Source organism: Paraburkholderia sp. SARCC-3016 (assembly GCF_031119615.1).
In the GTDB taxonomy this organism is placed as follows: domain Bacteria; phylum Pseudomonadota; class Gammaproteobacteria; order Burkholderiales; family Burkholderiaceae; genus Paraburkholderia.
The window spans coordinates 113,539-136,447 of the sequence record NZ_JAVHZD010000005.1; the positions used below are offsets into that span (position 1 = coordinate 113,539).

Below are 22,909 nucleotides of genomic sequence, written 5' to 3' on the forward strand. Positions count from 1 at the left end.
GCTGTGCGGAAAACGCCGGCCGGCTACTTTTTCCTGGCCGGTTCGGCCTCCGGCTGCACGAATTCGGCGCCGGTCGCCATCCACAGCACGTCGGCGTCCTCTTCGCTCGTTGACACGGCCGCGTGACCGGTACGGCTATCGAAGTAGATGCTGTCGCCAGCATTCAGATGCGTCGGTGCGTACAACTCCGAGTACAGGCACACGCTGCCGCTGATCACATAAAGAAACTCTTCGCCTTCGTGGCGGCCCCAATCGTCGAACGCGTCGAGCGTGTGCGCGGAAATGCGGATGCGAAACGGCAGCATCGCCTTGTGGGCGAGATCTGTCGCCAGCAATTCCATCTGATAGCCGCGGTACGCGTGACGCTGTCCCCCATCCTTGCGCGTGACTGCACGGCGGCCGCCTGCGCCTGGTTTCTGCGTCGCGCCGAACAGATCGGTCAGATCGATTTTGAGGCCGAGCACGATCTTTTGCAGTACGTCGAAGGTCGGCGACATCAGCCCGTTTTCCACTTTCGACAGTGTGGAGCGCGATACGCCGCACAGGCGGCTCGCGTTTTCCAGCGTCAGATCGAGCGCGACCCGCGCGGCGCGCACGCGCCGGCCGAGGTCAGACGTCGCGGACTCGGCGGGTTTGGCGGAAGCGGTATCCATGTGGCGTGGCGTGAGTGGGAGACGGTTAGCGGCGCACGATAGAGAGAGGTTGCGGTACGACTGCCGCATTGATCGCCTCAGTCGATGGGCTCGGTACCGGTGCACTCGATCTGTCGTTGTTTCCGATAATAACATCGGGATTGCAAGCGACTCGCGCGCGTGCCACGGACCGTGAGTATAGGGGTCGCCGCCGGCCGCACCGAGTTTCCCATCGGAAAAGGGCGGACGTTCCGCAACATCGCGCAGATCGTTCACATAACTGTCATACATGACGCGCGATGCGATTGCCGCCTTGCCGCGCTACCGACAGGCAGCGAGGCCGACTATTCCGCCGAACGGCATTAATTCATTGCGGAGGTTCGGGTCGCCGCGCGCTCCTTCGCTACTGTGCTCGTTCAACCTGCCCAATAGGCTAAAAATGCACCTATGCGAGTTTGGTGCCGGAACCTGGCGGGACACGCTACCAAACTTGCATCGGGTGCAATCAGAACGGATAAGTCGGAGGCCAAGCGGTCTTAGGAAGACAAAACATTCTACCAACTCCTTGGCTCACAGAACGACATGGCTACGATCCGACTTCGAATAAACGGTTTTGAGCTGGAGATTGCTGTGCTCACCGAGCGACAGTTTGCTACGGAGCTTGTAGATATGCTGCTCGATCGAACGGCTCGCGATGATCGCCTCCTTGCCCCAGACCGCGCGCGCAATCTGTTCGCGCGTGAGGAGTGTGCCGGCGTTCGCAAACAGCAGCCATGCGAGCGTCAGTTCGCGCGCGGTCAGCTTGATGTGCTGGCCGTTGATGCTGATCGCGCTCGTCGAACGGTCGATCGTGTATTCGCCGAGCGAAATGCGGCTGTCGGAATTCGTGCCGCCGCCGTTCTTCGCGATCGTGCGGCGCGCGCGCGCCAGCACTTCCTTCGCGCTCGGCGTGCCGACCGCAATCTCGTCGACGCCGGCGTCGAGCGCCTCGATGATGTTGTCCGTGTCCCACGACTGGCCGATCATCATCACGGGCAGGTCGCGGCGGAAGTGGCAGGCGCGCCACGACAGCACGCCCCGGCCAGCGGCGACGCTTCGGCCCGCGTCGAACAGCACGAGCGCCGCATCGTGACGCTCGAGAAAACGGATCAACGGAAGCTCGCTCGTAAAGCGGATGCAGCGGTAGTTGCCGTCCTCTTCGAATGCCTTGTCGATCTCGCGAAACAAGTGGTCGTTTTGTGTGTAAAAGGCAATCTGCATGATTTCTCCGTAACGATCACCGCGCTTCGCAATGAAGCGCAAATCCACCCCGGCGGGTCAGGTCCATGGTCGTTGGCTACGAACGGTCGTCGCGTCGTGCTCTGTCCAACACAACACGCGATAGAGGGGGCGTATTCCCACTTCGCATCCGAAAGCTGCACATCTGATCGCGCGAAGTGCCGCCTGGCATGCAAAGCCGAAAGTCATTCGGCAAACGTTCGGAAAATGAAAGGAAGTGCCGGGAAGCGAACATTCGAGGGCCGTCAATCCTCAACAATGCTCAAGTTCATTTAACGTGCCGGATTATTGAGAATCCCGGCCGACGATTTGGCTACATTGGGTTCCGTTGCGGTGTTCGGGTTTGCCCGAGCACCCGGACGTTTGACACGTCCGCACAGAATCGCCAACGGAGCCCGCCATGCTTGCCACTTTCTACTTCCCCTACGTCTCGATGTTGACGTCGACGTCGATCCCTCCCGCGTTGACCGAGCTCATTTCCGAGGGCCGGATACAGGCCGCCGCCGCCCAGGCGTCGCGCCACGTCGATACCTGCGATCCCGATCTGCTTCCCGGCCTGCTGCAGTTGCACGGCGATCTTCAGATGGCGGTCGGCATGGATGTCGATGCCGAGGAGTCGTACCGGGAAGCGCAGAAGCTGATGCGCACGTCGAAGGAACAGGTGCGATTCGCGTCTTGCCGCAACGCCGGCTGGCAGGCGCTGTTCCGCTGCCGCTACGGCACGGCGATGTCGTGCTTCATGCGCCTCGTCGACCAGCCGGGCAGCGATCTGGCGCTGCGTCTCGAAGGCTACTTCGGCATGTTCGGCGTGCTGTTCGGCCTCGGCCGTCTGCGGGATGCGGACGGCGTACTCGACGCGCTAGACGATCTGATCGACGATTCGAGCACGACGCTCAAAAACGCACGCGGCTGGCGCGAACTGCTGACGGCCGTGCGCTTCGACGTCGCCACGCAAAGCGAGCTGCGCTCGCATCCGGAACTCAGCGACCACGTGTACTGGCAGTCGGGCCTTGCCGGCGAAGGTGCACCGCGCATCGCGCCGATGCAGGGTACGACGCCGCGCGTGAGCACGTACACGGTGCAGATGCCGCTCCTGCGCGCACGCACCGATTACCTCAAGCAACTGATGCAGCTCGCGAACGGCCAGCGCGACGTCGGCCATGTGCTCGGCGCACATGCGGACTGGGCGGGGAAGCAAGGTATCGCGAGCTACCAGGGCGCGGTGCGCATCGAGATCGTGCTCGCGAGCCTCGCCGGCGGCGCGCCTGCGCTGGCCGAATCGATCCTCACGCTGCTCAATGCGGAAGTGCGGATGCCGCAAAGCCATCGACAGCTCGAGTATTTGTACTGCTTTGCGAAGCTGCGCCATCAGCAGGAGCGCAATGCGGAATCGCTGCGCGTCTACACGCGCTATGCGCTGACGGCGATGCGCTGCATTCGCGACGAAGCGGGCGCGCTCGCGCGTTACGCGCAGCGCACGGTGCGTGTGCCGGAGCAACTCGACGATATCGGCGCGCGGCTGCCTGCGCGTTATCGCCGCGCGTACCGGTATCTGGTCGATAACCTCGATCGCAAGGATCTGTCGATTCGCGAGATCGCCGGTGAAATAGGGGTGACCGAGCGCGCGTTGCAAAGCGCGTTCAAGAGCAGCCTCGGTTCGACGCCGAGCGAAATCGTGCGCCGCCTGCGCATGGAACGCATCCGCGCCGAATTGCAGACGTCGGAAGGTGCACACGAAAACGGCATCCTGGCCACGGCGAACAAGTGGGGCGTCAGCAATCGCTCGACGCTTGTGAACAGCTACCGCCGCGAGTTCAACGAAGCGCCTTCCGATACGCTGAATCGCTAGGCCAGGCAGCGGCGTTTCGCTTCAAACGGTGTTCCCATTGGCGATGGCGCATGCGCGTCATCGCCTTCTTTTTTGTGCTCGCGCGCGCCGCGATTGACGAAACGGATGGTGTGAGCCGACGTAACCGCTTGGCCGAAAGCGGGAAGGCCTGATCGGCTAAGCGTTTCTGGTGGCACAGATATGGAAGAAGAGCGGGCTAGCCGAGCGTGCGGTGCCCCGCCGAAGCCGAATTGGCCTTGCCGAACAGCTGATCGACGCCTTGTCCGGAGATCTGCTTGCCGATCGCCATCAGGTCGAGGCCCTTGTTCTCCCCGCCGACAAGTGCGTAGTGCAACTCGTCCTGCCGCCACGTGACGACTTTCATATCGGACACGGTCGCCTGCGCGACTGCCACGTCCGGTCGCATATCTTTCATCACACACAATGCGACCGGCGGGCCTTCCGGAGGCAAGTACTCGATCTGCACGAGCGGCTTGCCCTGAAAACGCAGACGCGTGACGCGCTTGAACGTGAGTCCGGCAGAGCTCAGGTCGGGCACGCGCAACGACAGTTTGTCGTCTTGACGAATCTGCGCGACCGTTTGTGCGGACGTCTCGGTGTCGACGGGGCCGAACGCAACGGTTTCGCGCGAATAAAGCTTCTGATAATCGACCACTGCCCGAATCCACGTCGAAGGACCGTTCGATGCGGTGGTCAACGTGCTTTGTGCAGGGTTGAGGCCCGGTGCGAGACGCAATACCCCGCCGAAACAGAACGCGCCTGCCACGAACGCCACCGCAAGCCACGCAGGCGCGACACGCATTCGCGAACGCACGGGCGCAGACGGCGGCATTTTCGCGCCATGTTCGATGTGCGCATCATTCGCGCTGCGGTCCGACGACACAGGTTGGGAGGTAGACGATGACGCAGATGCAGTGCTGGCCGGCGCCGTATGCGCGCGCGCCAGGGCTTCGATTTTTTTCGTCAGGCTTTCGGGGACCGGAGGCAGCTTCTGGTCGGCGAACGCATCGTTATACGGCAGACGCGATGCTGAAAACAGCGCCACACGCTCCGCCGCTTCGGGAGAGGCCGCAATCTCCTTTTCGATTTCCTGACGTTCGATAGGCGATAGATCACCGTCGACATACGCCATGAGTAGCATGTCGTCCAGTTTCATGACACTTCGCCCTTGCTCTTAACCGTGTTCTTCATTTTCTGGCCTTCCCGCACGCCGAAGTGCGCACCTATGGCCTGGCGTGCCCGCGACAAACGGCTCATGACCGTTCCGACTGGCACCTCGAGGACTTCTGCAGCCTCGCTATAGCTCAGGCCTTCCACCGCAACCAAAAGCATAACGACGCGTTGTGCTTCCGGCAAGCGTGAGACCGCATCAATGATCTGTCCGTTCATCACTTGATCTTCAGGCGAACGTGCAGCCGGGTCGGCAACGGTTTCGAGCAATGCGTCGTCCCATTGCATGCTGGAGCGGCTGCGCACGCTGCGTGCGCGCAACTCGTTGATCCAGGTCGAATGCACAATAGAAAACATCCAGCTAAGCGGCGCCGTGCCGGGCCTTAACTGATGAGCACGCTCGAGAGCGCGCACGCACGCGCGCTGAACAAGATCCTCCGCATCGTGCTGATCACCGGTGATGCGCAGCGCGAACGCCCACAGGCGCGGCAGCATGCCCGGCAGGAGGCTGGGTAAGTCTGCGTCGGTCATCGACGGAGTTCCTCGTTTGTCCCTTGTAGTAATCGAAACGCGTCGTCCAAGGCGACGCTTGGTGCGGCCGTAGATGGGAACACACGGCAACATACGAGTTTAACTTCTCGTAATAAAGTTTGCTGAGCATTGCTTGTTCTAACGCTAACGTTTGCTTGAGTAACGAACTTCTTCCGACATGCGCCGGTAAAACGACTCCGAATACGTGGCCGAGCGCGCAGCCAGCAGCGGATCCGCGGACGGCTCGATACCGGCCGGCAAAACCAGCGGATCGAAATCGACGTTGCGGCACGGCCCATCGATTTGCGCCGCTGCGTGGTCGATAACCAGTGTGCCCGCATCGATGCGCTCGCGATCAGGCGTTTGCGGCCAAACCCTCGTCGCATCGTTGATCGCATCGCCTGGCTGCGCGACCGCGAGCATCAGATGCCAGCGCAACGGACCGCGACCCAGCGTGTTGACGAGCCGATGCGCGAGGAAATCCGGATCGCGGCGTTGCGTCGCATCGACGGGCTCGTACGCAGCGTCGGGCACCATGCTCCAGCGCACGTATCGCGAAGTGCCGTCCGCTTTAACGAAGCGGAATGCGCTGACGCTGTAGTAAGTCGCGTTGTCGAAGCCTGACGAAGCGGGATGTGCTCTGTTCCATTCACGAAATGCGCGCGCGTCAGGATGCTGTGCCTCGAACGCGGCGATGCGGGCGGGATCCGGCTTCCCGGTTGCTTTGTCCACGCGATGGGCCGCGAGTTCCGCAACGAACTCGTCCGGCGTCCTCACGGAAAAAATCGGCGCCGAGTTCATCGCAGTGCGCCACTCCTCTGCGTCCGGAACCGCGAAACGCAGTGCGAGGCTGCGTAGGCGCGATTCTCCGTCGGCTACGGTCGGATTCGTGCCCGGTACCGAAAAGCGTCCGACGACGGGAATCACGCCAGGCGCGAACACGTGGGCGCGAGAAAGCGCAGTGCCCGCACCGTTGCTTTCGAATCGGCCAGTGACGCAAATACCTTTAGCGTGATTACGGCGAAAACCCGGGTGCGGGCCCGTTACGGATTCAAATGAATTGACGATGCGCGTGGCCGAAAGCGGCGCGCGATGAATGGGCCAACCGACCCAGCCCGCGGAGAACGCATATGCGAACGAAATCCCGCCGATCGCGACAACGATGATCGCGTAACGCAGCAGAAGCGATGGAGAAGCCCATGCTGCCTGCGACGCGCGCAACACTTTATTCAGGTAGTCGAACGTTTTTGCCATCGATAATTTCCAGCCTGGCTCGGCCTTCGGTTCGTCGGGGCAATGGCCCAATGCATCGCATCGGGCGAGGACCCGCCAGGACCTTTCGACGCTAACCCGCGCTTATCAAGCAGCGAGCGTCGTTCAGCGCGCAATCAAGCGGATCAGTATAGCCGAGCGCCGTCCTCCATGCAGCGTCCTGGGCGCATTTCAATTAGGGCTCGGATTAAAGACGGCGAATGCGATGGAGGGCGAACGAATCAGGCTCTTAAAGATGCTCAAGCGCTTTCGGGCTTTACGCCCCGCACATTCATTTCTGTCGGCTTGTTTAGTGCCAAAGGCTCATTTGTTTAGTTCCGCACGCGCCGGACAGCGACATCCGGCAGCGTTTTTCGTCTTGATTGTTTCGGAAATTGAATTAGCAATTCTTTATCGACGCGATTGACTTACGCATTAAAGAATAGCCGCGCGAGTTCGGCGCCTGGATCCTGCGCGCGCATGAACGCTTCGCCGACGAGGAACGTGTCGACGCCCGCATCGCGCATCCTTTCGACATCGGCGGGGCGCAAAATGCCTGACTCGGTGACGACGATCCGGTCTTCCGGAATGTCGCGCAGCATGCCGAGCGTGGTGTCGAGCGTCACCTCGAAAGTGCGTAGATTGCGGTTATTGATGCCCACCAGAGGCGTTTTTAGCGTCAATGCAACGTCCAGTTCATCGCGCGAATGCACCTCGACAAGGACGGCCATCTTCAGCGAATGCGCAAGCGCTTCGAACTCGCGCATTTGCGCGGGTTCGAGTGCCGCGGCGATCAGCAGAATGCAGTCGGCGCCCATCGCGCGCGCCTCGTGGAACTGATACGGGTCGACCATGAAGTCTTTGCGCAGCACGGGCAAGTTGCAGGCGTTGCGCGCGGCGGTCAGATCCGCCGGCGAGCCCTGAAAGAAGTTGCGGTCGGTCAGCACCGACATGCAGGCCGCGCCGTGACGCTGATACGACGCGGAAATCTGCGCGGGTTCGAATGGGTCGCGAATCAGTCCTTTGGACGGGCTTGCCTTTTTTGCTTCCGCGATGACCGCGGGCAGGCCGCTCGCATGCTTTGCGCGCAGCGCGCCGACGAAGTCGCGCACGGGCTGCGCCTGTGCTTCGCGCTGCAATACCTCGATTGGCTTCACTTGCCGGTTTGCGGCGATCTCTTCGCGCTTGACGGAAATGATTCTGGTCAGAACATCGGACATGGTGATCTCGCTGGGCTTCAAGGTAAAAAATAAAACGGTTCGTTCGCGCCGACACGCCGTGCACGAATGGAAGCCAATGCCGGGAAGGAAAGACATGGAGTGTTCGGGCAAATCGCAAGCGCAATTCGATTTGCCTGCCATGAATCGGGATTGGCTTGAGTCGCACATCCTTGACAGGCGTGTCGTCTATTTGAACAGCCGTACGCGCCCGATATTCCAGCGAAATGCAATGGTGCAAAGCAGGCCGATTTGCGGCATGCGGCTCAATCGCGCCCGCGAAACGGGCGAATGACGCGATTCAGTCCCGCATGCGTGCGGCGGACGTCACGAACCGCTGTACCAGTTATAGCCCTGATCTTCCCAATAACCGCCGGGATATTCGTTGGTCACGAAGATCGCCGCGATATGTTTCGGGTTCTTGAAGCCGAGCTTGGTCGGCACACGCAGCTTCAGCGGGTAGCCGTATTTCGGCGGCAGCGGCTCGCTGCCGAAGTCGAGCGTGAGCTGGGTCTGCGGATGTAGCGCGGTCGCCATGTCGAGACTCGTGTAATAGTGGTCCGCACATTTGAAGCCGACATAGCGCGCGCTCGTATCGGCGCCGATGCGCTGCAGGAACGTCCGAAACGGCACGCCGCGCCATTCGCCGATCGCGCTCCATCCCTCGATACAGATGTGCCGCGTAATCTGCGAGGTTTGCGGCAGTTTGCGCAGACGTGCGAGATTCCAGTCGCTTTTATCGGCGACAAGGCCCGACACTTCGAGTGCATAGCCGGAACCGTCGATATCGGGCACGTTGTACTCGGGGTAAAACGCGTTGAACGGAAACGGCCTCGTGATCTGGCTTGCGGAATAGGTTGGCGCAAGCCGGTTCGGGTCGAAAAGCCACGCCTGTACGCGATCGTTCCAGCGCGACATGGCCCATAAGACCTTGTCGACGGAATCGCCGTCCTGCATATTGCAGCCCGACAGCATCGCGAGCGCGCCGAGCGATAGCGACGAGCGCAGGAAAAGGCGCCGTTCGACGCGTTCGATCTGCGGCCTGTGATCGGCGAGTACGATGCGCTCGCGCAGCGGCTGCGCGCGGGAATCGCGGGGATCGCGGGGATCGCGGGGATCGCGGGGATCGCGGGCGGCGCCCGCGCCTGTCGCACTCACGTTATGGTCGATGGGTTTGCGCGAAGAACTCATGCGTCGGTGCCTCCATGAACGACGCGTCGCGCGCGGCCGGTGATCATCGACGGCAGCGTGCGCGGAACAAGCAGGACAAGTGCAAGATGCACGACCACGAAGCCGACCACACCGGCCATCGCGGCAAAATGCACGCGCCGCGCGAAGTCGTAGCCGCCGAAGAAGTCGGCGAGCCAGTAGAACTGCACCGGCTTCCAGATCGAGAGTCCCGACGCGACGAGCAGCACGCCGAGCAGCAGCACGACGATATACAGTAGCCGCTGTACTGCGTTGTAGACGCCCGTTTCGTGGGGCAGACGGAAGGTCGCCGCGCGCACGAAGTCGCGCAGCACGTCGCGCGCATAGACGGGCAGGAAATGCTTGCGGAAATGCCGCGTCGCAAGGCCATGCATCAGATAAACGATGCCGTTCGCCACGAGCAGCCACATCGCGGCGAAATGCCACGCGATCGAGCCGCCAAGCCAGCCGCCGACGGTCGCCCATTCGGGAAATCTGAACCGAAAGAGCGGCGACGCGTTGTAGATTGCCCAGCCGCTCATCACCATGCAGACCATCGCGAATGCGTTGACCCAATGCGTGATGCGCACGACGAGCGTGTGCACGACGACGCGTTGCGTACGCGTGCCCTCAGGCGGTTTTTCTGCCATCGAATGTGTGTCCCGCTTGAATCGATTGATCGCCGGCCGACATTCGGCCGATGAAACGGCGAAGCCGGCGGCCATCCCCGAAGCGAGCGGGTCAGGCGGCCGGCGTCATCGCGGCGCGCGCGTTTCTCCTGTCTGCCGAGATTGCGATGCCGCTTGCGGCGTCGCTTACATCGGCGGCGTGACGCCGTTCTTACCCGCGGAAATGAAATTCGCCGTCAACGAACCGTCAGCTTCCTTGTGCGCAAACAGCACGACCTTCGCACCCGGTACGAGCAGCGACTTGTCACCCGGTTCGAGGTCGACGATAGGCACGTCTTCCGGCACGAAAATCTTCTTCTCGCCGCCCTTGTAGCTGACGGTAATCGTGCGGCCGTTGCTGACCTTGACGTTGCCGACCGTGCCGTTCGTCATCGAGCTGTTCTGGCCGAGATCCCACGGACGATGACCGTCGCCGGTGCCGCGCATGCTTTCCGGGAACACATGCACTTCGAGCGCCTTCAGCGTGCCGTTCGCCTGCGGGATCGCAGCGGTGCCGATGTAGCTGTTCGGCTTGATCTCGTTGATCTTCGCGAGCGTGACTGCACGGATCGGCGTGTCTTGCGGGACCTTTACGTCGAGGTCCTTACCGTCGCGCGTGTGCACTTTGAGCGCGTCGCCTGCAAACGACGTAATCGTGCCGCGCACGCCGGTCGGTTGTTGCGCGCTTTGCGCATAGGCAGCCGGGCCTGCGGCGAGAAACGCGCCGGCCGCCAGCGCCGGTGCGACGATATTGCGCATGAAACCGCCTGGAACAAGCTTCATCTGTTGCCTTACCGGTTGTTGAGAATCCGAGCAGCGTAATAGTCTCAGTGGCTCCTGAAGGTGACCGATGTATGACAAAAACGTCATGAACGAGAAGTGAGCGCGGCATAGAATCCCGGGAGGAAAATTGATGACAACAGGCGATATGGGCATTCTCGTGATCGAAGACGATCCGAAGACCGGCGACTATCTGAAGAAAGGGTTGCGCGAAAGCGGCTATGCGGTCGATCTCGCGCGAACCGGCACCGATGGCCTGCATATGGCGCTCGAACATTCCTACGACCTCGTCGTGCTCGATGTGATGCTGCCTGGCATCGACGGCTGGGAAATCATGCGGTCGCTACGTGCAAAGCGCGATGTGCCGGTGATTTTCCTCACGGCGCGCGATCATGTAAGCGACCGCATCCGCGGCCTCGAGCTCGGTGCGGACGATTACCTCGTCAAGCCGTTTTCGTTCACCGAACTCGTGCTGCGCATCCGCACGCTGTTGCGCCGCGGGGTGATGCGCGAAAGCGACGTGTTTCAGGTGGCCGACCTGAAGCTCGACGTGCTGCGCCGGAAGGCGACTCGCGAAGGCGTCGAGATTCCGCTGACGAACAAGGAGTTCATGCTGCTGCATCTGCTCGTGCGCCGGCAGGGCGAGGCGCTATCGCGCACGCAGATTGCATCGGAGGTGTGGGACATGAACTTCGACAGCGATACGAATGTGGTCGACGTGGCGGTCAAGCGGCTGCGTGCGAAGATCGACCATCCGTTCGAAAAGAAGCTGATTCATACGGTGCGCAGCATCGGCTACACGCTCGACGACGGTTCATGAAACTCTGGACGACGCGTTCGCTGATCTTCCGCACGACGGTGCTGTTCGCGCTGATCGCGTGCTCGGTGACGGCCGCGCTCGGCGCGTATTTCTATCATTCGCAGCGCATTGCGCTCGAACATCGCGCCGATATTGCGCTGATGAGCCGGGCCGAGCATTTCAGCCGGCTCGCACGGCAGATGTACACCGTCAACGAATTGAAAGCGCGGCCGCTGCTGTTCGAATCGATGCTCGGCGCGGAGCAGGACGTGCTGATTTTTCGCCGCCCCGGCGAGCCGCCGATTATCGACGTCAATCCCGATCGTCTGCCGGTGCCCGACCTCGGCGACTCGCGCGCGCATCAGCCGCGCCTTGCCGGCATCAGCGAAACGTCGCTGCCCAACGGCGTGCGCGTGCACTGGACCTACGCGACGACGCTTGCCCGCGAGGACGGCGAACCGGTTACCGTGATTGCCGGCCATCCGCTGACGAGCGAGACGCACGTTCTGGCCGAGTATCGCGACCGGATCGTTCTCGCGACGCTCGCCGGCGCACTCGCGGCGATACTGCTCGCGCACGGCGTATTGCGGCGCGGCTTTCGCCCGGTGCGCGAAATCGCGATGCGTGCCGCGCAGATCAACCCGACCAGCCTCTCGGTGCGCCTCGACAGCCGTCAGGCGCCGGCCGAATTGCGACTGCTCACCGACGCGTTCAATGCGATGCTCGATCGCCTTGCCGAAGGCTATCAACGGCTGTCGCAGTTTTCGGCCGACCTGGCGCATGAGATCCGCACGCCGGTCAATGTGCTGATCGGCCAGACGCAGGTGACGCTCGCGCAAACGCGCGACGTCGACGAGTATCAGCAGACGCTCGAATCGAATCTCGAAGAGCTGAACCGGCTCGGCCATCTTGCGGAAAACATGCTGTTTCTCGCGCGTGCCGATCATGCGGCGCTTGCCATTGCGCGCGAACCGGTCGCGCTTGCCGACGAACTCAACAAGATCGCCGAATACTTCGAAGGCATCGCCGACGAGCGCGGCATACGCTTTAACGTCGACGCGCGCGGTGCACTGTTTGCGGACCCGATGCTGTGCCGGCGGGCGATCAACAATCTCGTCGTCAATGCGGTGCGCTACGGCGCGAACGATACGGTCGTCCGCCTGAAGGGCGAGGAGGACGAACGAGGCTCGACGATCGTCGTCGAAAACGACGGCCAGATTCCCGCCGATCTGATGGGCCGCCTGTTCGACCGCTTCTATCGTGCCGATGCGGCGCGCAGCAGATTTACCGAGTCGAGCGGGCTGGGGCTTGCGATCGTGAAGGCCATCATGAATCTGCATGGCGGCAGTGCGTCGGTGTCCTGCCCGGCGCCGAGCATCGTACGCTTCGAATTGCACTTCCCGCGCGCGTAACGGCGGAAAATCGCGGTGCATCCAATTCCGCCGGCGCAGCATAATTTCTTATAGGAAACAAATGTGCCGCGATCTTGCCCGGTGGAGCGCCGCGCGGGTTCCGCATCCACGGTCACTCGGGAAAACCCTTCCTTTCGCGCATTTAAGCCGCATTAGGTCGATCGGCCTGCGACGCTGTCATTCACCTTGTCGCCATAAAACTCGGCGTGTATAGTCTTCGGACCGTCTTTTGTTTCGTATTGGAAATTCAGAAAGGAGCCAAGATGAACGCCTCGACCATCCTCGCCGAACTCGGCATTGCCGAAGCGGTGCAAGCGGGCGACATCGCCGTGCATTCGCCGATCACCGGCGAACTGATCGGCCGCGCGCCGAACCGCTCGGCCGCGGAAGTCGATGCGGCGCTCGCCGCCGCGAAACAGGCGTTCGCCGTGTGGCGCAACGTGCCCGCACCGCGGCGCGGCGAGCTCGTGCGCCTGCTCGGCAACCGGCTGCGCGAAAAGAAACAGGCGCTCGGCAGCCTCGTATCGCTCGAAACCGGCAAGATTCTGCAGGAAGGACTCGGTGAAGTGCAGGAGATGATCGACATCTGCGATTTCGCGGTCGGTCTGTCGCGGCAACTGTATGGCCTCACGATCGCGTCCGAGCGGCCCGGTCACCGCATGGCCGAGACGTGGCATCCGCTTGGCACCTGCGTCGTGATTTCGGCGTTCAATTTTCCGGTGGCCGTGTGGTCATGGAACGCGGCGCTTGCGCTCGTGTGCGGCAATGCGGTGGTGTGGAAGCCTTCGGAAAAGACGCCGCTTACGGCAATCGCGGTCGATCAGATCCTGAACGACGCATTGCGCGAATTCGGCGATGCGCCGGCCGGGCTCACGGCGGTCGTCACGGGCGGACGCGAGGTGGGCGCGAAACTCGTTGCCGATCCGCGCGCCTCGATCGTCAGCGCGACCGGCAGTACGGAAATGGGCCGTACGGTCGGCGCGGAAGTCGCGAAGCGTTTCGGCCGCTCGCTGCTCGAGCTCGGCGGCAACAATGCCGGCATCGTCACACCGAGCGCGGACCGCGAACTCGCGCTGCGTGCGATCCTGTTTTCAGCGGTCGGCACGGCGGGGCAACGCTGCACGTCGCTGCGGCGGCTGTTCGTGCACGAAAGCGTCTATGAGAAGACCGTCGAAAGCCTCAAGCAACTCTATGCGAAGGTGCCGATCGGCAATCCGCTCGAAAAGGGCACCTTGATGGGTCCGCTGATCGACAAGCCTTCGTTCGAGCGAATGCAGGCCGCGCTGGAACAGGCGCGTGCCGAAGGCGGCAAGGTGACGGGCGGCGAGCGCGTCGAAGTCGAAGGACATGAAGGCGGCTACTACGTGCGTCCGGCGATCGTCGAAATGCCGTCGCAGACGGCGGTCGTGCTCAAGGAGACGTTCGCGCCGATTCTCTATGTGATGCGCTACAAGGAATTCGATGCGGCCGTCGATGCGAATAACGCGGCCGTGCATGGGCTTTCGTCGTGTGTGTTCACCACCGATCTGCGTGAGGCGGAACGCTTCCTGTCCGCGTCGGGCAGCGATTGCGGCATCGCGAACGTCAACATCGGGCCAAGCGGCGCGGAAATCGGCGGCGCGTTCGGCGGCGAAAAGGAAACGGGCGGCGGGCGCGAATCGGGCTCCGATGCGTGGAAAGCGTATATGCGCCGCGCGACGAACACCGTCAACTATTCGTCCGCGCTGCCGCTCGCGCAAGGCATCGATTTCAATCTCGGTTGATGGGCGAAGCGCCGTCGCGCTTATCTTTGTCATTGCTGTCACCGTTGGAGCTGCACGCGTGAGTGAGAAAGTCGTCATCGTCGGCGGGGGCGTGATCGGCAGTTCGATCGCGTATTTTCTGCGCGTGTCCGATCCCACCGTCGACGTGACCGTGATCGAGCGCGATCCGAGCTATGCGCGTTCGTCGTCGGCCTTGTCGGCCGCATCGATCCGGCAGCAGTTCTCGACGCCGCTGTCGGTGCAGATGTCGCTATTCGGTATCGAATTTCTGCGCTCGATCGGTGAACGGCTCGCGCTCGACGGTACGCAGCCGTCGATCGATCTGCATGAAGGCGGTTACCTGTTCCTGGCGACGCCAGCCGGCGCCGCCACGCTGCGCGACAATCATGCGCTGCAAACGAGGCTTGGCGCCGATATCTGTCTGCTCGAGCCACGCGCGCTCGCGCAGCGCTTTCCGTGGCTCCATACCGAAGACCTCGCGGCAGGCGCGTTAGGCGAAAGCGGCGAAGGCTGGTTCGACGGCTATGGGCTCGTGCAGGCGCTGCGCAAGAAGGCGCAGGCGCTGGGCGCGCGCTACGTTGCCGACGACGTAACCGCACTGATTCGCGATGGCCGGCGCGTGACGCAAGTGTCGACCGCGAGCGGCGCCGCCTATCCGTGCGATACGGTGGTCAATGCGGCCGGCGCATGGTCGCGCCGCGTCGCCACGATGCTCGGCCTCGAACTGCCCGTGTATGCGCGTCGCCGCAGCATCTTCAACGTCAGTTCACCGGCGCGGCTCGAACGGTGCCCGTTGCTGATCGACCCGAGCGGCGTGTATTTCCGGCCCGAAGGCCAAACCTATATTTGCGGCGCGTCGCCAGGCGCGGACAACGACCCCGACGATCTGCCGCTCGATCAGGTCGACCATGCGCTGTTCGACGATGTGATCTGGCCGGCGCTCGCGCATCGCGTGCCGCAGTTCGAGGCGTTGCGTGTGCTGCATGCGTGGTCAGGCTATTACGAATACAACGTATTCGATCAGAACGCGATCATCGGTCTTCATCCCGACGTCGATAACTGCATCTTCGCGAACGGCTTCAGCGGACATGGCTTGCAGCAAGGTCCGGCGACGGGCCGCGGAGTCAGCGAGCTGATCCTGCACGGACGATACACGACGCTCGACCTGTCGATGCTCGGCTTCGACCGTGTGCTCGCGAATCGTCCGTTCGTCGAGAAGAACGTTGTCTGAACGACGAGCGCCGTGCTTCGCCATGAACGGCTAACTTGCACGGTTTGCGGCGCGCAAGCCGAACATCAATTGCGTCAAGGAGTTGCGCGAGTCTTGCGCAGGATGTCCACGGCTTTTTCCACACGAACTGTGGATAACGTAAGCGCCAGCACAGACCGCGACGCCGAGATCGTTGGCTTATTACGAGCACGGCGACGAATCTCCGATGCATCAAACACTTGCGTGAGTCATGCGCAGGTTATGCACACGCCTATCAAGCGAATCTGTTGATAACCGCGACATCTCTCGCAACCGCTACCTAACTTCTCTGAAGCCCGACAGCTAGAGTGCGCGTCCTTATCAGACGTTCTTAAGACGGTTGTCAAATTGTGTGTGCATCGATCAACGCACATCGAACGGACCGTATCATCCGCTTCAACCAATCAGGCGATATTTAGCTTGAGACTGACGTTGAAGGGGAGAGAAACTCGTGTATTTACCGCCGGCCACGCCGGACGCGTCGTCGCGTCCAGGCGCTCATCAGTACTACCGCCTCGATATACCGCAATCGCGCAGTTGCGCGCAGGCCGACGTGTTTTCGTTCGAGGGTCAGCGCGCGATCGGCGAGCCGACGCGATATGTGATCCGCTTCACGCATCCGCGGCACGATCTCGCGCGCAGCGAATATTTGAACAAGCCGGCGACCTTCATTATCCAGCCGCCGCAGCAGCAGTGGAGCGATCCCGAGCCGGAGCGACGCGTCTTCGGCGTGACGACCGGTTTTGCCTTGTTGAACAGCAATCGCGACGAGTCCAGTTACGAAGTGGTGCTGGAGTCGCGCATGGCGCTGCTACGCAATAACCCGAAAAGCCGCTTCTTCGTCGACAGGAGCGACCCGGAAATCATCGCGCAGATTCTGCGCGAAAACGGCTTCGACAAACTGCTCGCGGATTTCGAACTGACGCTGTATCGCACCTACCGCAAGCGCGAGTTCGTCATGCAGTGGGGCGAGGACGACCTCGCGTTTATCACGCGGCTGTGCCGCCGCTCGGGGCTCTGGTACGTCTGCGGCGAAGGCCGGCGTTGCGAGAAGGTGCGCTTTTGCGACGACCTCACGCACTACCGCCGCGACCCGAATCTCAACGTCGCGTGGCAGCCGTTCAGCGGCATGCAGAGCAATGGCGTCGAATCGGTCGACTCGCTCGAGATACGCGCGACGACAATCGCGACGCGCTACACGGTGCGCACGTTCAGCGCCGAAAGCCTGCTGGACAAGCCGGTGGAAGCCAGCTACGAGATACGCGACGACCCCACCACATCGGGCGAAGCGTATATCTGGGGTCCGCCGTACCTGAGCGCCGGCGAGGCCAGCGACGAAGCGCGGCTGCGCGGCGAAGCATCACGCGCCGCGCAGATCGAGTATCGCGGCACGTGCGACATGCTCGATCTCGCGCCAGGCAGCGTGTTGAAGCTATCGAACCGCGAACTGCCCGACGCGAAACACGGCCTGCTCGCCGTGCGCGTGACGTGCGGCGCCTCGCGCGGCAAAGGCTATCGCGTCGGCTTCACCGCGATTCCGTCGGACCGGCTTTACCGTCTGCCGCTGCTTGAAGAGACGTGGCCAAGGGTGCAGGGGCCGGTGACCGGACGCATCGCATCGACGGGCGGCTACAAGGACCCGTACATCGACGAACAGGGGCGCTATATCGTCGACCTCCATCTCGACCGCGACCCGCGCACGCCGGGCCTGAACAGTTGCCCGATGAGGCTTGCGAAACCGTTCGCGGGCGCTGGGCGCACGGGCTTTCACTTCGGGCTGGTCGAGGGAACGGTCGTGACCGTCTCGTTCATGTGGGGCAACCCGGATCTGCCTTATATCAGCCAGGTGCTGCACACGGCTCAGCACATGGACCCGATCGTCGCCGGCCGGCCCTGGGACGCGCGCGACACGCTCCGAACGCGTGCGAACAACACGCTCGAATTCGACAACTTCGAGGGCGAGGAGCACATCAAGGTTGCGACCGAGCATGGGAAGTCGCAGCTCAATCTCGGGCATACGGCCGATCGCGACGGAAATGTGCGCGGGGCGGGGTTCGAACTGCGGACAGATCTGAAGGGTAATGTGCGCGGCGGCGAAGGCTTGCATCTGTCGGCCGACAAGCAGGCCGATGCGCTCGGCGAGCAGGCCGACACGAAGCACATGACCGCCCGCTTCGAGTTGACCCAGGCCCAGGCGCAGGCGCTCGCCGACATCGCCGCGGAGGCGAAAGCCGAGATCGCGGACATCAAGGCGCAGAACCGCTGGCTCAAGGACGAGCTCGATAGCCTGAAGCAGGCGGTGATCGCGATATCCGCGCCGCACGGCATCGGCATGGCAACCGATGGGCCCGTAATGGTATCGGCGCGCCGCGATGTGAGCGTGGCGACATCGTCCGCATTCAACGTCAGTGCGATCCAAAAGATTGCGATTGCAGCGGGCGAGGCCTTGTCGCTGTTCTCGCAACAGTCCGGCATCGGGCTGATCGCCGCGCGCGGCAAGGTGAGGATACAGGCGCAAAGCGACGAGCTCGAGCTCGCGTCGCAGCGGGACATGCATATCCGCAGCATCGAAGGGCGCGTGCTGATCGAGGCGGAAAAGGAAATCCTGATCCGTTGCGGCAGCTCGTATTACCAGATCACGCCTCACGGCATCACGCATGCGACGCCGGGCGATTACGTCGAGCGCGCGCATTCGTGGAGCAGGGTCGATCCGGATGGGGCGGTGACTCGCGCTTCGTTGCCGCATGCAAATGGACTGTCCGACCTCGATGGCCACGGCTCGAAATTCTCCGGTTGATCGCTTCAACGCAACGCCGCTTTTCGCATCGTCGACATGACTACTTCATTGAAATCGAGTCCGCACGGACATACGCCGTCTCATCCGCATGCTTCTGCCGCGCAAACGGCAAAATCCGCGAAACCGGCGAAACCGGTCAGGACGCCCGCGCTCAAGTGGTGCTATCCGTTTCCATGCAAGCGCGGCGGCGAAGAGACCGATCCGCAGACGTTCTATCAGGCGCTCGGCATGATGAACGACGGATACTTTCCGCTCGCCGTGAATGGTTTTCCGCATGGGGGCGTGCATTTCGGAGCGGGGTCGGCGGCCAGCGTCGACCAGTCGGGCGGTGTGCGTCTGATCGCCGACGGGGAGATCGTTGCCTACAGGCTGGACCACGCGTATGCGCATCTTCAGTTCACGAAGGGTTCGTGCTGGGCGCTCTATTCGACGGGCTTCGTGCTGACGCGTCATCGCATGACCCTGCCGCGTGCGCCGGGTACCACCGCACCTCGGCCTGCCGATGAGACGCTGACGTTTTTCAGTCTGGCCTTGCATATGGCGGATTGGAGCACCTATGACGCAGACGCGAAGCTCGCGCGCCCTGGCTGGTGGCTCGGCGTCGATACGTATCGTGTGACGGGCAAGGAACGTTACGAGCACAGTGGTGCGGCCGGAGCCTTCTGCTTCACGGAGCCGCAGACTGCAACGACGCATGGGCAGTTCACCGCAGGCACCAGAACGGCTTTTCTGCCCGAGAACAGCGAAATAAAGGTGGGTGAACGGCGCGGTGGATGGGGGCGTGTCAAAGCCGTTACCTCGGGCAATGCAATTGCATTGCGCATTAACGGCCCGCGCGAGCAACACGGCAGCAGTGGTCGGAATGGCCAGCACGCCGCCGGTATTGACTATGGCTGGATCAATCTGCATGCGCAACAACCGTTGCGCGAGCCCGATGGCGTCGATCGTGTGGTGATTCCGCCGCAGCCAATTGCAGTGAAGGCGGGCACGCTGCTGGGACAGATTGGCCAGTTCCTCGACTACGAACACTCGACGCCATTGCCGCCGAAGACAGTGCGGCCGCTCGTGCATATGGAAGTGTTTGCGGGCGGCGAGTTTGCTGCGTTTCTCGCCAAAAGCCGGGCGCGCGCGGCGCAATTGCCCGCGAGCGATCGCACGATTCTGATGATCGAGCCGGGCGCGAAGCTCGTGGTGCCGGCGCAGCCGGACATCGTGGTGCAACAGGATGGCGAGCCGATGGAGAAGCTTACGGCGACGGCCGACAGCCCCGCGAGCGGGACGTGGATGAAGGTGCAGCCTTTGTGGCGCGACCCGTCTACAACGTTTGTCGTCCCGTACGGGAAGCCGATCTGGATAGCGCGCAGCGATAAAGACAAGCTCGATTCGCCGAAGGGCCTTCGCGCATGGAGACGGTTTCCGCTGCAGTTGAAGTCTCTTGACGGGCCCACGATCGACGAGTCGCTGATCCTGCCGCGCGCGTACCTCGATGGTCTCGCGGACGATAGCCGTGTCGTCGACGATCAGGGCGTGCACTGGTGGGCGCTGCACGTGCCTGCGGGAAACGGTGGACGGACGTGGCGATGGGTTTGCGAAAAGGACCATCCCGGTACGAGATGGGAGAGCCCATGGGCTTGGCCCGGATTCGAGATTGTCGATGCGACCGATATCAAGCTCACCGATGCGTTCCGGCGCAATCTTGTCGTGACTGATTCCGCACAGGCGCGCGAGAAGGCCGAGTACGCCTCGTCGAAGGAGGCGGTCAATGCGAGCGCACTGCTGCGTCGCGTCGGACAGGTCGTCGCGCGCGTGCCCGCGCTGGATGGGAGCAAGCCGGATCTCGACACGGATGGCCGCGCAAAGGTGACAGCCGCGAAGATTCAGCGGGCAATGTTTCAGCGCGAGCTGGCGAGTCAGCTTGCGCATGTCGTGCTGCGCTATGAAAACGAGTGGGGCGGGAATGTCGAGCGCTGGCAGGCGCTAACACCGTTAATGCGCAATTCCCAGGAGAACTGGGAGTGCGAACTGCAGCGGGTCAGAAAGCTGCAGTTGTGGGATGAGGTGCGCGGTAAGGTCGAGGGCTTTCCGGATAGTCCTGTCGTCCATCATATTCATCCGATTGCGCTGGTCGGGAATTTTCGCTGTAAATCGGTCGTTACAGTAGAGATGCTGAGGGAGATATGGCCCAGGCCTGCTGTTTCCGATGAGCGACTTTCTGGAATCGCGGCGGAAATCAATGCTGATTCTGAACGATATAAATTAAATACGGAGCTGCGGCTGAGTCATTTTTTTGCTCAAATCATGCAGGAAGCAGGGCCGTCTTGCACCTTGGAGGAAGATTTACGTTATTACAGGCCGGACACGCTGAAGGCGCAGTTCAGGTATTTCAGGGAAAATCCAGCCGAGGCGGAAGCCTACGGGTCTCACTCGCCAGTTGCGGGCAACGCTGAAGCTATTGCCAATCGAGCGTATGCTGGAAAAAACGGTAATGGCGGAGTTTCAAGTGGCGATGGCTGGAAGTATCGCGGTAGAGGTCTGAAACAGACCACCGGTCGTTTCAATTACAAAGCCTTTGCAAAAGCCTATTCGCAATACTGGCCCGGTGATGCTCCGGATTTTGAAAAGGATCCCGATTTGCTTTCCAGCGTAACTTATGGAACCCGCTCCGGAATCTACTACTGGATTTCACATCGATTGTTCGAAATTGCCGATCAGACGACACATTCGAACGTGGACGAAAAGGTTGATGGCATCACGGCGCTAATAAATAAAAAATCGGATAGCTATGGTCAGCGGCGCGATAATTTCAAATGGATTATCAGAAATGGCGTGTTTCGTGATGTGCAGATCTAATATGGCACATATAATGAAAATGTTTGCCGCAACGCTCGCATTAATCTCAATTTCACTTAATGCGCAAGTGCTGTCGCCCTTCGTGCAGAACGATCACAAAAAGGTGGACATCGGGTTATTTTCACCAGCTGATGCTATCGAGATCAATCATATTGACTCCGATCCGGAAATTGTGAACGTTGATTTCATCGGGGCGGATGGCAATCGGGTTGCCATTGCCGAGTTCAGCCAGATGGGGAGTGCATTGCCCGATGTGGCCAGTGTTTTTAAAGGAAAATTCAAGGAGCGGCCACTTCTTGTATTGATAGTGAAATGGCATTTCTACCTTCCGGGCGTTGATACGGACGCAGATTACTATGAGATTCATGTCTTCAATGTATCGGAACATGGAACTCGCTTTTCACGAAATGAAGTTTTATCCCGTATTTTTGGCTCTGGTTTTGAAGGAAGGCATGAAGGGGAGTATTCAAGTTTCAAATATAAAAATGCTGGATCTGTCAGGAAGAAATTACATGAGCTTCAATAATTGGGACTTGTGCACGGTGTCCGCGGGAAGCATTTTTTGTAAACTAAAAGAGTGCAAAACGAGCCGTGTGTTGCTTGGTATCATATTTATGATACTGGGTAATCCGGCATTTGCCTGTGGAAAATTTTCGGATGATACCGTAGAAAGACTGATGAAAAACGTACGGTCTTCGATGGTTCGCGCTAACGATATCTCGATGACAAACATCGGAAGCACCCCCTATATTTGCAAAGCGTGGGATGCGTACCCGGGGCTATCTATTATAGTCATTCCTTACACGAGCTATGTAACGGGCGGGTCATATCCCAAGCATTCCGCATTTATTGTTTCAGTCGTCGACGAGGAAAGAAATCTTGTGATCGGTTCCGTTGATGAGTCAGATTTATTCAATGCGGAGGTGCTCGAATCGTCTGGAGTGACGATCGACACAACAGATTACCAGATGGACGATTCCGCACATGCATTTGGCGTGCGATATTCACGCAAAAATACGTCGGAAGCGCAGCCGTTCCATGAAGAATGGATGAGGCTGTATGTATTTCGCGGAATTCAGTTGAAAATGATTGCAGGCCCTATTTTGATGTCTCTGTACGAACAAAGCGGCAACGGCAAGTGTGAATTTACGGGGAAAGAGGTGAAAACGTTAGTGGCGTGGGACAAGTTTGGGGCCGGCGGAAAGGGAGAATTCGTCGTGAACGTCGATTCCAGATATTTCGACTCGGACACCGGGAGTTGCAACAGAACGACCAGCGAGTGGACAAGGGATCGATACGACATGCAATTCGAGGGGGAAACCTTCGTTGTTCCGCGTCCGCTACAGGATCCTTTAAAAAACCTGAACCCTGATTGGATTGGAAGGCGCCCGGTGCCGGGGCGGCCCTCGTTTTCGATCGAATAGGCACGCACGGGGAACACCGATAGTCGAACCATTGGCCGTTGCATTGAGTGC

General features: G+C 60.8%; 19 protein-coding genes. 10 read left to right on the top strand and 9 right to left on the bottom strand.

What is annotated here, in order from left to right; genetic code table 11:
- Positions 1 to 23: 23 nt before the first annotated feature.
- Together QYH69_RS07130 and QYH69_RS07135 are read right to left on the bottom strand one after the other, a co-directional pair.
- Positions 24 to 653, bottom strand: coding sequence for an XRE family transcriptional regulator (locus QYH69_RS07130; protein WP_308831191.1), 630 nt, complete (start codon positions 651 to 653; stop codon positions 24 to 26).
- 549 nt (positions 654 to 1,202) lie between these two features.
- The gene (locus QYH69_RS07135) at positions 1,203 to 1,892 is read right to left on the bottom strand and encodes a response regulator transcription factor (protein WP_308831192.1); all 690 of its coding nucleotides are present in this window, start codon (positions 1,890 to 1,892) and stop codon (positions 1,203 to 1,205) included.
- 418 nt (positions 1,893 to 2,310) lie between these two features.
- On the opposite strand from QYH69_RS07135, the gene QYH69_RS07140 reads away from it, so the two are divergent.
- Positions 2,311 to 3,759 (top strand): helix-turn-helix transcriptional regulator, encoded by a 1,449-nt coding sequence (locus QYH69_RS07140; protein WP_308831193.1) that lies wholly within the window; start codon positions 2,311 to 2,313, stop codon positions 3,757 to 3,759.
- Between the two features lie 196 nt (positions 3,760 to 3,955).
- Here QYH69_RS07140 and QYH69_RS07145 read toward each other — a convergent pair whose 3' ends face one another.
- The 4 genes from QYH69_RS07145 to trpC form a co-directional block, all read right to left on the bottom strand.
- Complete coding sequence (locus QYH69_RS07145; protein WP_308831194.1) at positions 3,956 to 4,915, bottom strand: anti-sigma factor; 960 nt, start codon at positions 4,913 to 4,915, stop codon at positions 3,956 to 3,958.
- A complete protein-coding gene (locus QYH69_RS07150; RefSeq protein WP_308831195.1) occupies positions 4,912 to 5,460 on the bottom strand; it encodes an RNA polymerase sigma factor in 549 nt (182 codons plus the stop codon). Before QYH69_RS07150 ends, QYH69_RS07145 begins: the two co-directional genes overlap by 4 nt.
- 144 nt (positions 5,461 to 5,604) lie before the next feature.
- Complete coding sequence (locus QYH69_RS07155) at positions 5,605 to 6,714, bottom strand: catalase family peroxidase (protein WP_308831196.1); 1,110 nt, start codon at positions 6,712 to 6,714, stop codon at positions 5,605 to 5,607.
- Between the two features lie 425 nt (positions 6,715 to 7,139).
- Positions 7,140 to 7,931 (bottom strand): indole-3-glycerol phosphate synthase TrpC, encoded by a 792-nt coding sequence (gene trpC / locus QYH69_RS07160; RefSeq protein WP_308831197.1) that lies wholly within the window; start codon positions 7,929 to 7,931, stop codon positions 7,140 to 7,142.
- Between trpC and QYH69_RS07165 the strand changes: the two genes are divergently transcribed.
- Complete coding sequence (locus QYH69_RS07165; protein WP_308831198.1) at positions 7,930 to 8,223, top strand: hypothetical protein; 294 nt, start codon at positions 7,930 to 7,932, stop codon at positions 8,221 to 8,223. The two genes, trpC and QYH69_RS07165, sit on opposite strands and share 2 nt — an antisense overlap.
- Before the next feature lie 32 nt (positions 8,224 to 8,255).
- Here the strand turns inward: QYH69_RS07165 and QYH69_RS07170 are convergent, their stop codons facing one another.
- The 3 genes from QYH69_RS07170 to QYH69_RS07180 all read right to left on the bottom strand — a co-directional run bounded on the left by QYH69_RS07170 (position 8,256) and on the right by QYH69_RS07180 (position 10,567).
- A complete protein-coding gene (locus tag QYH69_RS07170) occupies positions 8,256 to 9,119 on the bottom strand; it encodes a molybdopterin-dependent oxidoreductase (protein WP_308831199.1) in 864 nt (287 codons plus the stop codon).
- The gene (locus QYH69_RS07175) at positions 9,116 to 9,766 is read right to left on the bottom strand and encodes a cytochrome b/b6 domain-containing protein (protein WP_308831200.1); all 651 of its coding nucleotides are present in this window, start codon (positions 9,764 to 9,766) and stop codon (positions 9,116 to 9,118) included. Before QYH69_RS07175 ends, QYH69_RS07170 begins: the two co-directional genes overlap by 4 nt.
- A gap of 165 nt (positions 9,767 to 9,931) precedes the next feature.
- On the bottom strand, positions 9,932 to 10,567 hold the full coding sequence (locus tag QYH69_RS07180) for a hypothetical protein (RefSeq protein WP_075160209.1): 636 nt from the start codon (positions 10,565 to 10,567) through the stop codon (positions 9,932 to 9,934).
- Between the two features lie 145 nt (positions 10,568 to 10,712).
- On the opposite strand from QYH69_RS07180, the gene QYH69_RS07185 reads away from it, so the two are divergent.
- From QYH69_RS07185 to QYH69_RS07220, 8 genes are all read left to right on the top strand, one after another.
- Positions 10,713 to 11,384 (top strand): heavy metal response regulator transcription factor, encoded by a 672-nt coding sequence (locus QYH69_RS07185; protein WP_308831298.1) that lies wholly within the window; start codon positions 10,713 to 10,715, stop codon positions 11,382 to 11,384.
- The gene (locus QYH69_RS07190) at positions 11,381 to 12,775 is read left to right on the top strand and encodes a heavy metal sensor histidine kinase (protein WP_308831201.1); all 1,395 of its coding nucleotides are present in this window, start codon (positions 11,381 to 11,383) and stop codon (positions 12,773 to 12,775) included. The genes QYH69_RS07185 and QYH69_RS07190 overlap by 4 nt, the downstream gene beginning before the upstream one ends.
- A 263-nt stretch (positions 12,776 to 13,038) precedes the next feature.
- Positions 13,039 to 14,538 carry an aldehyde dehydrogenase family protein gene (locus QYH69_RS07195; RefSeq protein WP_308831202.1) on the top strand — a complete coding sequence of 500 codons (1,500 nt, stop codon included), beginning with the start codon at positions 13,039 to 13,041 and terminating at the stop codon, positions 14,536 to 14,538.
- Positions 14,539 to 14,596: 58 nt separating this feature from the next.
- A complete protein-coding gene (locus tag QYH69_RS07200) occupies positions 14,597 to 15,769 on the top strand; it encodes an FAD-binding oxidoreductase (protein ID WP_308831203.1) in 1,173 nt (390 codons plus the stop codon).
- A 469-nt stretch (positions 15,770 to 16,238) separates the two neighbouring features.
- Positions 16,239 to 18,584, top strand: a complete 2,346-nt coding sequence (locus tag QYH69_RS07205) for a type VI secretion system tip protein VgrG (protein ID WP_308831204.1) — start codon at positions 16,239 to 16,241, stop codon at positions 18,582 to 18,584.
- A gap of 36 nt (positions 18,585 to 18,620) precedes the next feature.
- Positions 18,621 to 21,434 (top strand): lytic transglycosylase domain-containing protein, encoded by a 2,814-nt coding sequence (locus QYH69_RS07210; RefSeq protein ID WP_308831205.1) that lies wholly within the window; start codon positions 18,621 to 18,623, stop codon positions 21,432 to 21,434.
- A gap of 13 nt (positions 21,435 to 21,447) precedes the next feature.
- Positions 21,448 to 21,960: a hypothetical protein gene (locus QYH69_RS07215; protein WP_308831206.1), complete on the top strand. Its 513-nt coding sequence runs from the start codon at positions 21,448 to 21,450 to the stop codon at positions 21,958 to 21,960.
- Positions 21,947 to 22,858 (top strand): hypothetical protein, encoded by a 912-nt coding sequence (locus tag QYH69_RS07220; RefSeq protein WP_308831207.1) that lies wholly within the window; start codon positions 21,947 to 21,949, stop codon positions 22,856 to 22,858. The genes QYH69_RS07215 and QYH69_RS07220 overlap by 14 nt, the downstream gene beginning before the upstream one ends.
- The last annotated feature ends 51 nt before the right edge of the window (positions 22,859 to 22,909 follow it).

Excerpts from the sequence above, each read along its gene's own strand:
- QYH69_RS07150 (WP_308831195.1), bottom strand. The coding sequence starts at position 5,460 with ATGACCGACGCAGACTTACCCAGCCTCCTGCCGGGCATGCTGCCGCGC.
- QYH69_RS07135 (WP_308831192.1), bottom strand. The coding sequence starts at position 1,892 with ATGCAGATTGCCTTTTACACACAAAACGACCACTTGTTTCGCGAGATC.
- trpC (WP_308831197.1), bottom strand. The coding sequence starts at position 7,931 with ATGTCCGATGTTCTGACCAGAATCATTTCCGTCAAGCGCGAAGAGATC.
- QYH69_RS07145 (WP_308831194.1), bottom strand. The coding sequence starts at position 4,915 with ATGAAACTGGACGACATGCTACTCATGGCGTATGTCGACGGTGATCTA.
- QYH69_RS07170 (WP_308831199.1), bottom strand. The coding sequence starts at position 9,119 with ATGAGTTCTTCGCGCAAACCCATCGACCATAACGTGAGTGCGACAGGC.
- QYH69_RS07210 (WP_308831205.1), top strand. The coding sequence starts at position 18,621 with ATGACTACTTCATTGAAATCGAGTCCGCACGGACATACGCCGTCTCAT.
- QYH69_RS07180 (WP_075160209.1), bottom strand. The coding sequence starts at position 10,567 with ATGAAGCTTGTTCCAGGCGGTTTCATGCGCAATATCGTCGCACCGGCG.
- QYH69_RS07155 (WP_308831196.1), bottom strand. The coding sequence starts at position 6,714 with ATGGCAAAAACGTTCGACTACCTGAATAAAGTGTTGCGCGCGTCGCAG.
- QYH69_RS07140 (WP_308831193.1), top strand. The coding sequence starts at position 2,311 with ATGCTTGCCACTTTCTACTTCCCCTACGTCTCGATGTTGACGTCGACG.
- QYH69_RS07130 (WP_308831191.1), bottom strand. The coding sequence starts at position 653 with ATGGATACCGCTTCCGCCAAACCCGCCGAGTCCGCGACGTCTGACCTC.
- QYH69_RS07185 (WP_308831298.1), top strand. The coding sequence starts at position 10,713 with ATGGGCATTCTCGTGATCGAAGACGATCCGAAGACCGGCGACTATCTG.
- QYH69_RS07195 (WP_308831202.1), top strand. The coding sequence starts at position 13,039 with ATGAACGCCTCGACCATCCTCGCCGAACTCGGCATTGCCGAAGCGGTG.
- QYH69_RS07215 (WP_308831206.1), top strand. The coding sequence starts at position 21,448 with ATGAAAATGTTTGCCGCAACGCTCGCATTAATCTCAATTTCACTTAAT.
- QYH69_RS07175 (WP_308831200.1), bottom strand. The coding sequence starts at position 9,766 with ATGGCAGAAAAACCGCCTGAGGGCACGCGTACGCAACGCGTCGTCGTG.
- QYH69_RS07220 (WP_308831207.1), top strand. The coding sequence starts at position 21,947 with ATGAGCTTCAATAATTGGGACTTGTGCACGGTGTCCGCGGGAAGCATT.
- QYH69_RS07190 (WP_308831201.1), top strand. The coding sequence starts at position 11,381 with ATGAAACTCTGGACGACGCGTTCGCTGATCTTCCGCACGACGGTGCTG.
- QYH69_RS07165 (WP_308831198.1), top strand. The coding sequence starts at position 7,930 with ATGGTGATCTCGCTGGGCTTCAAGGTAAAAAATAAAACGGTTCGTTCG.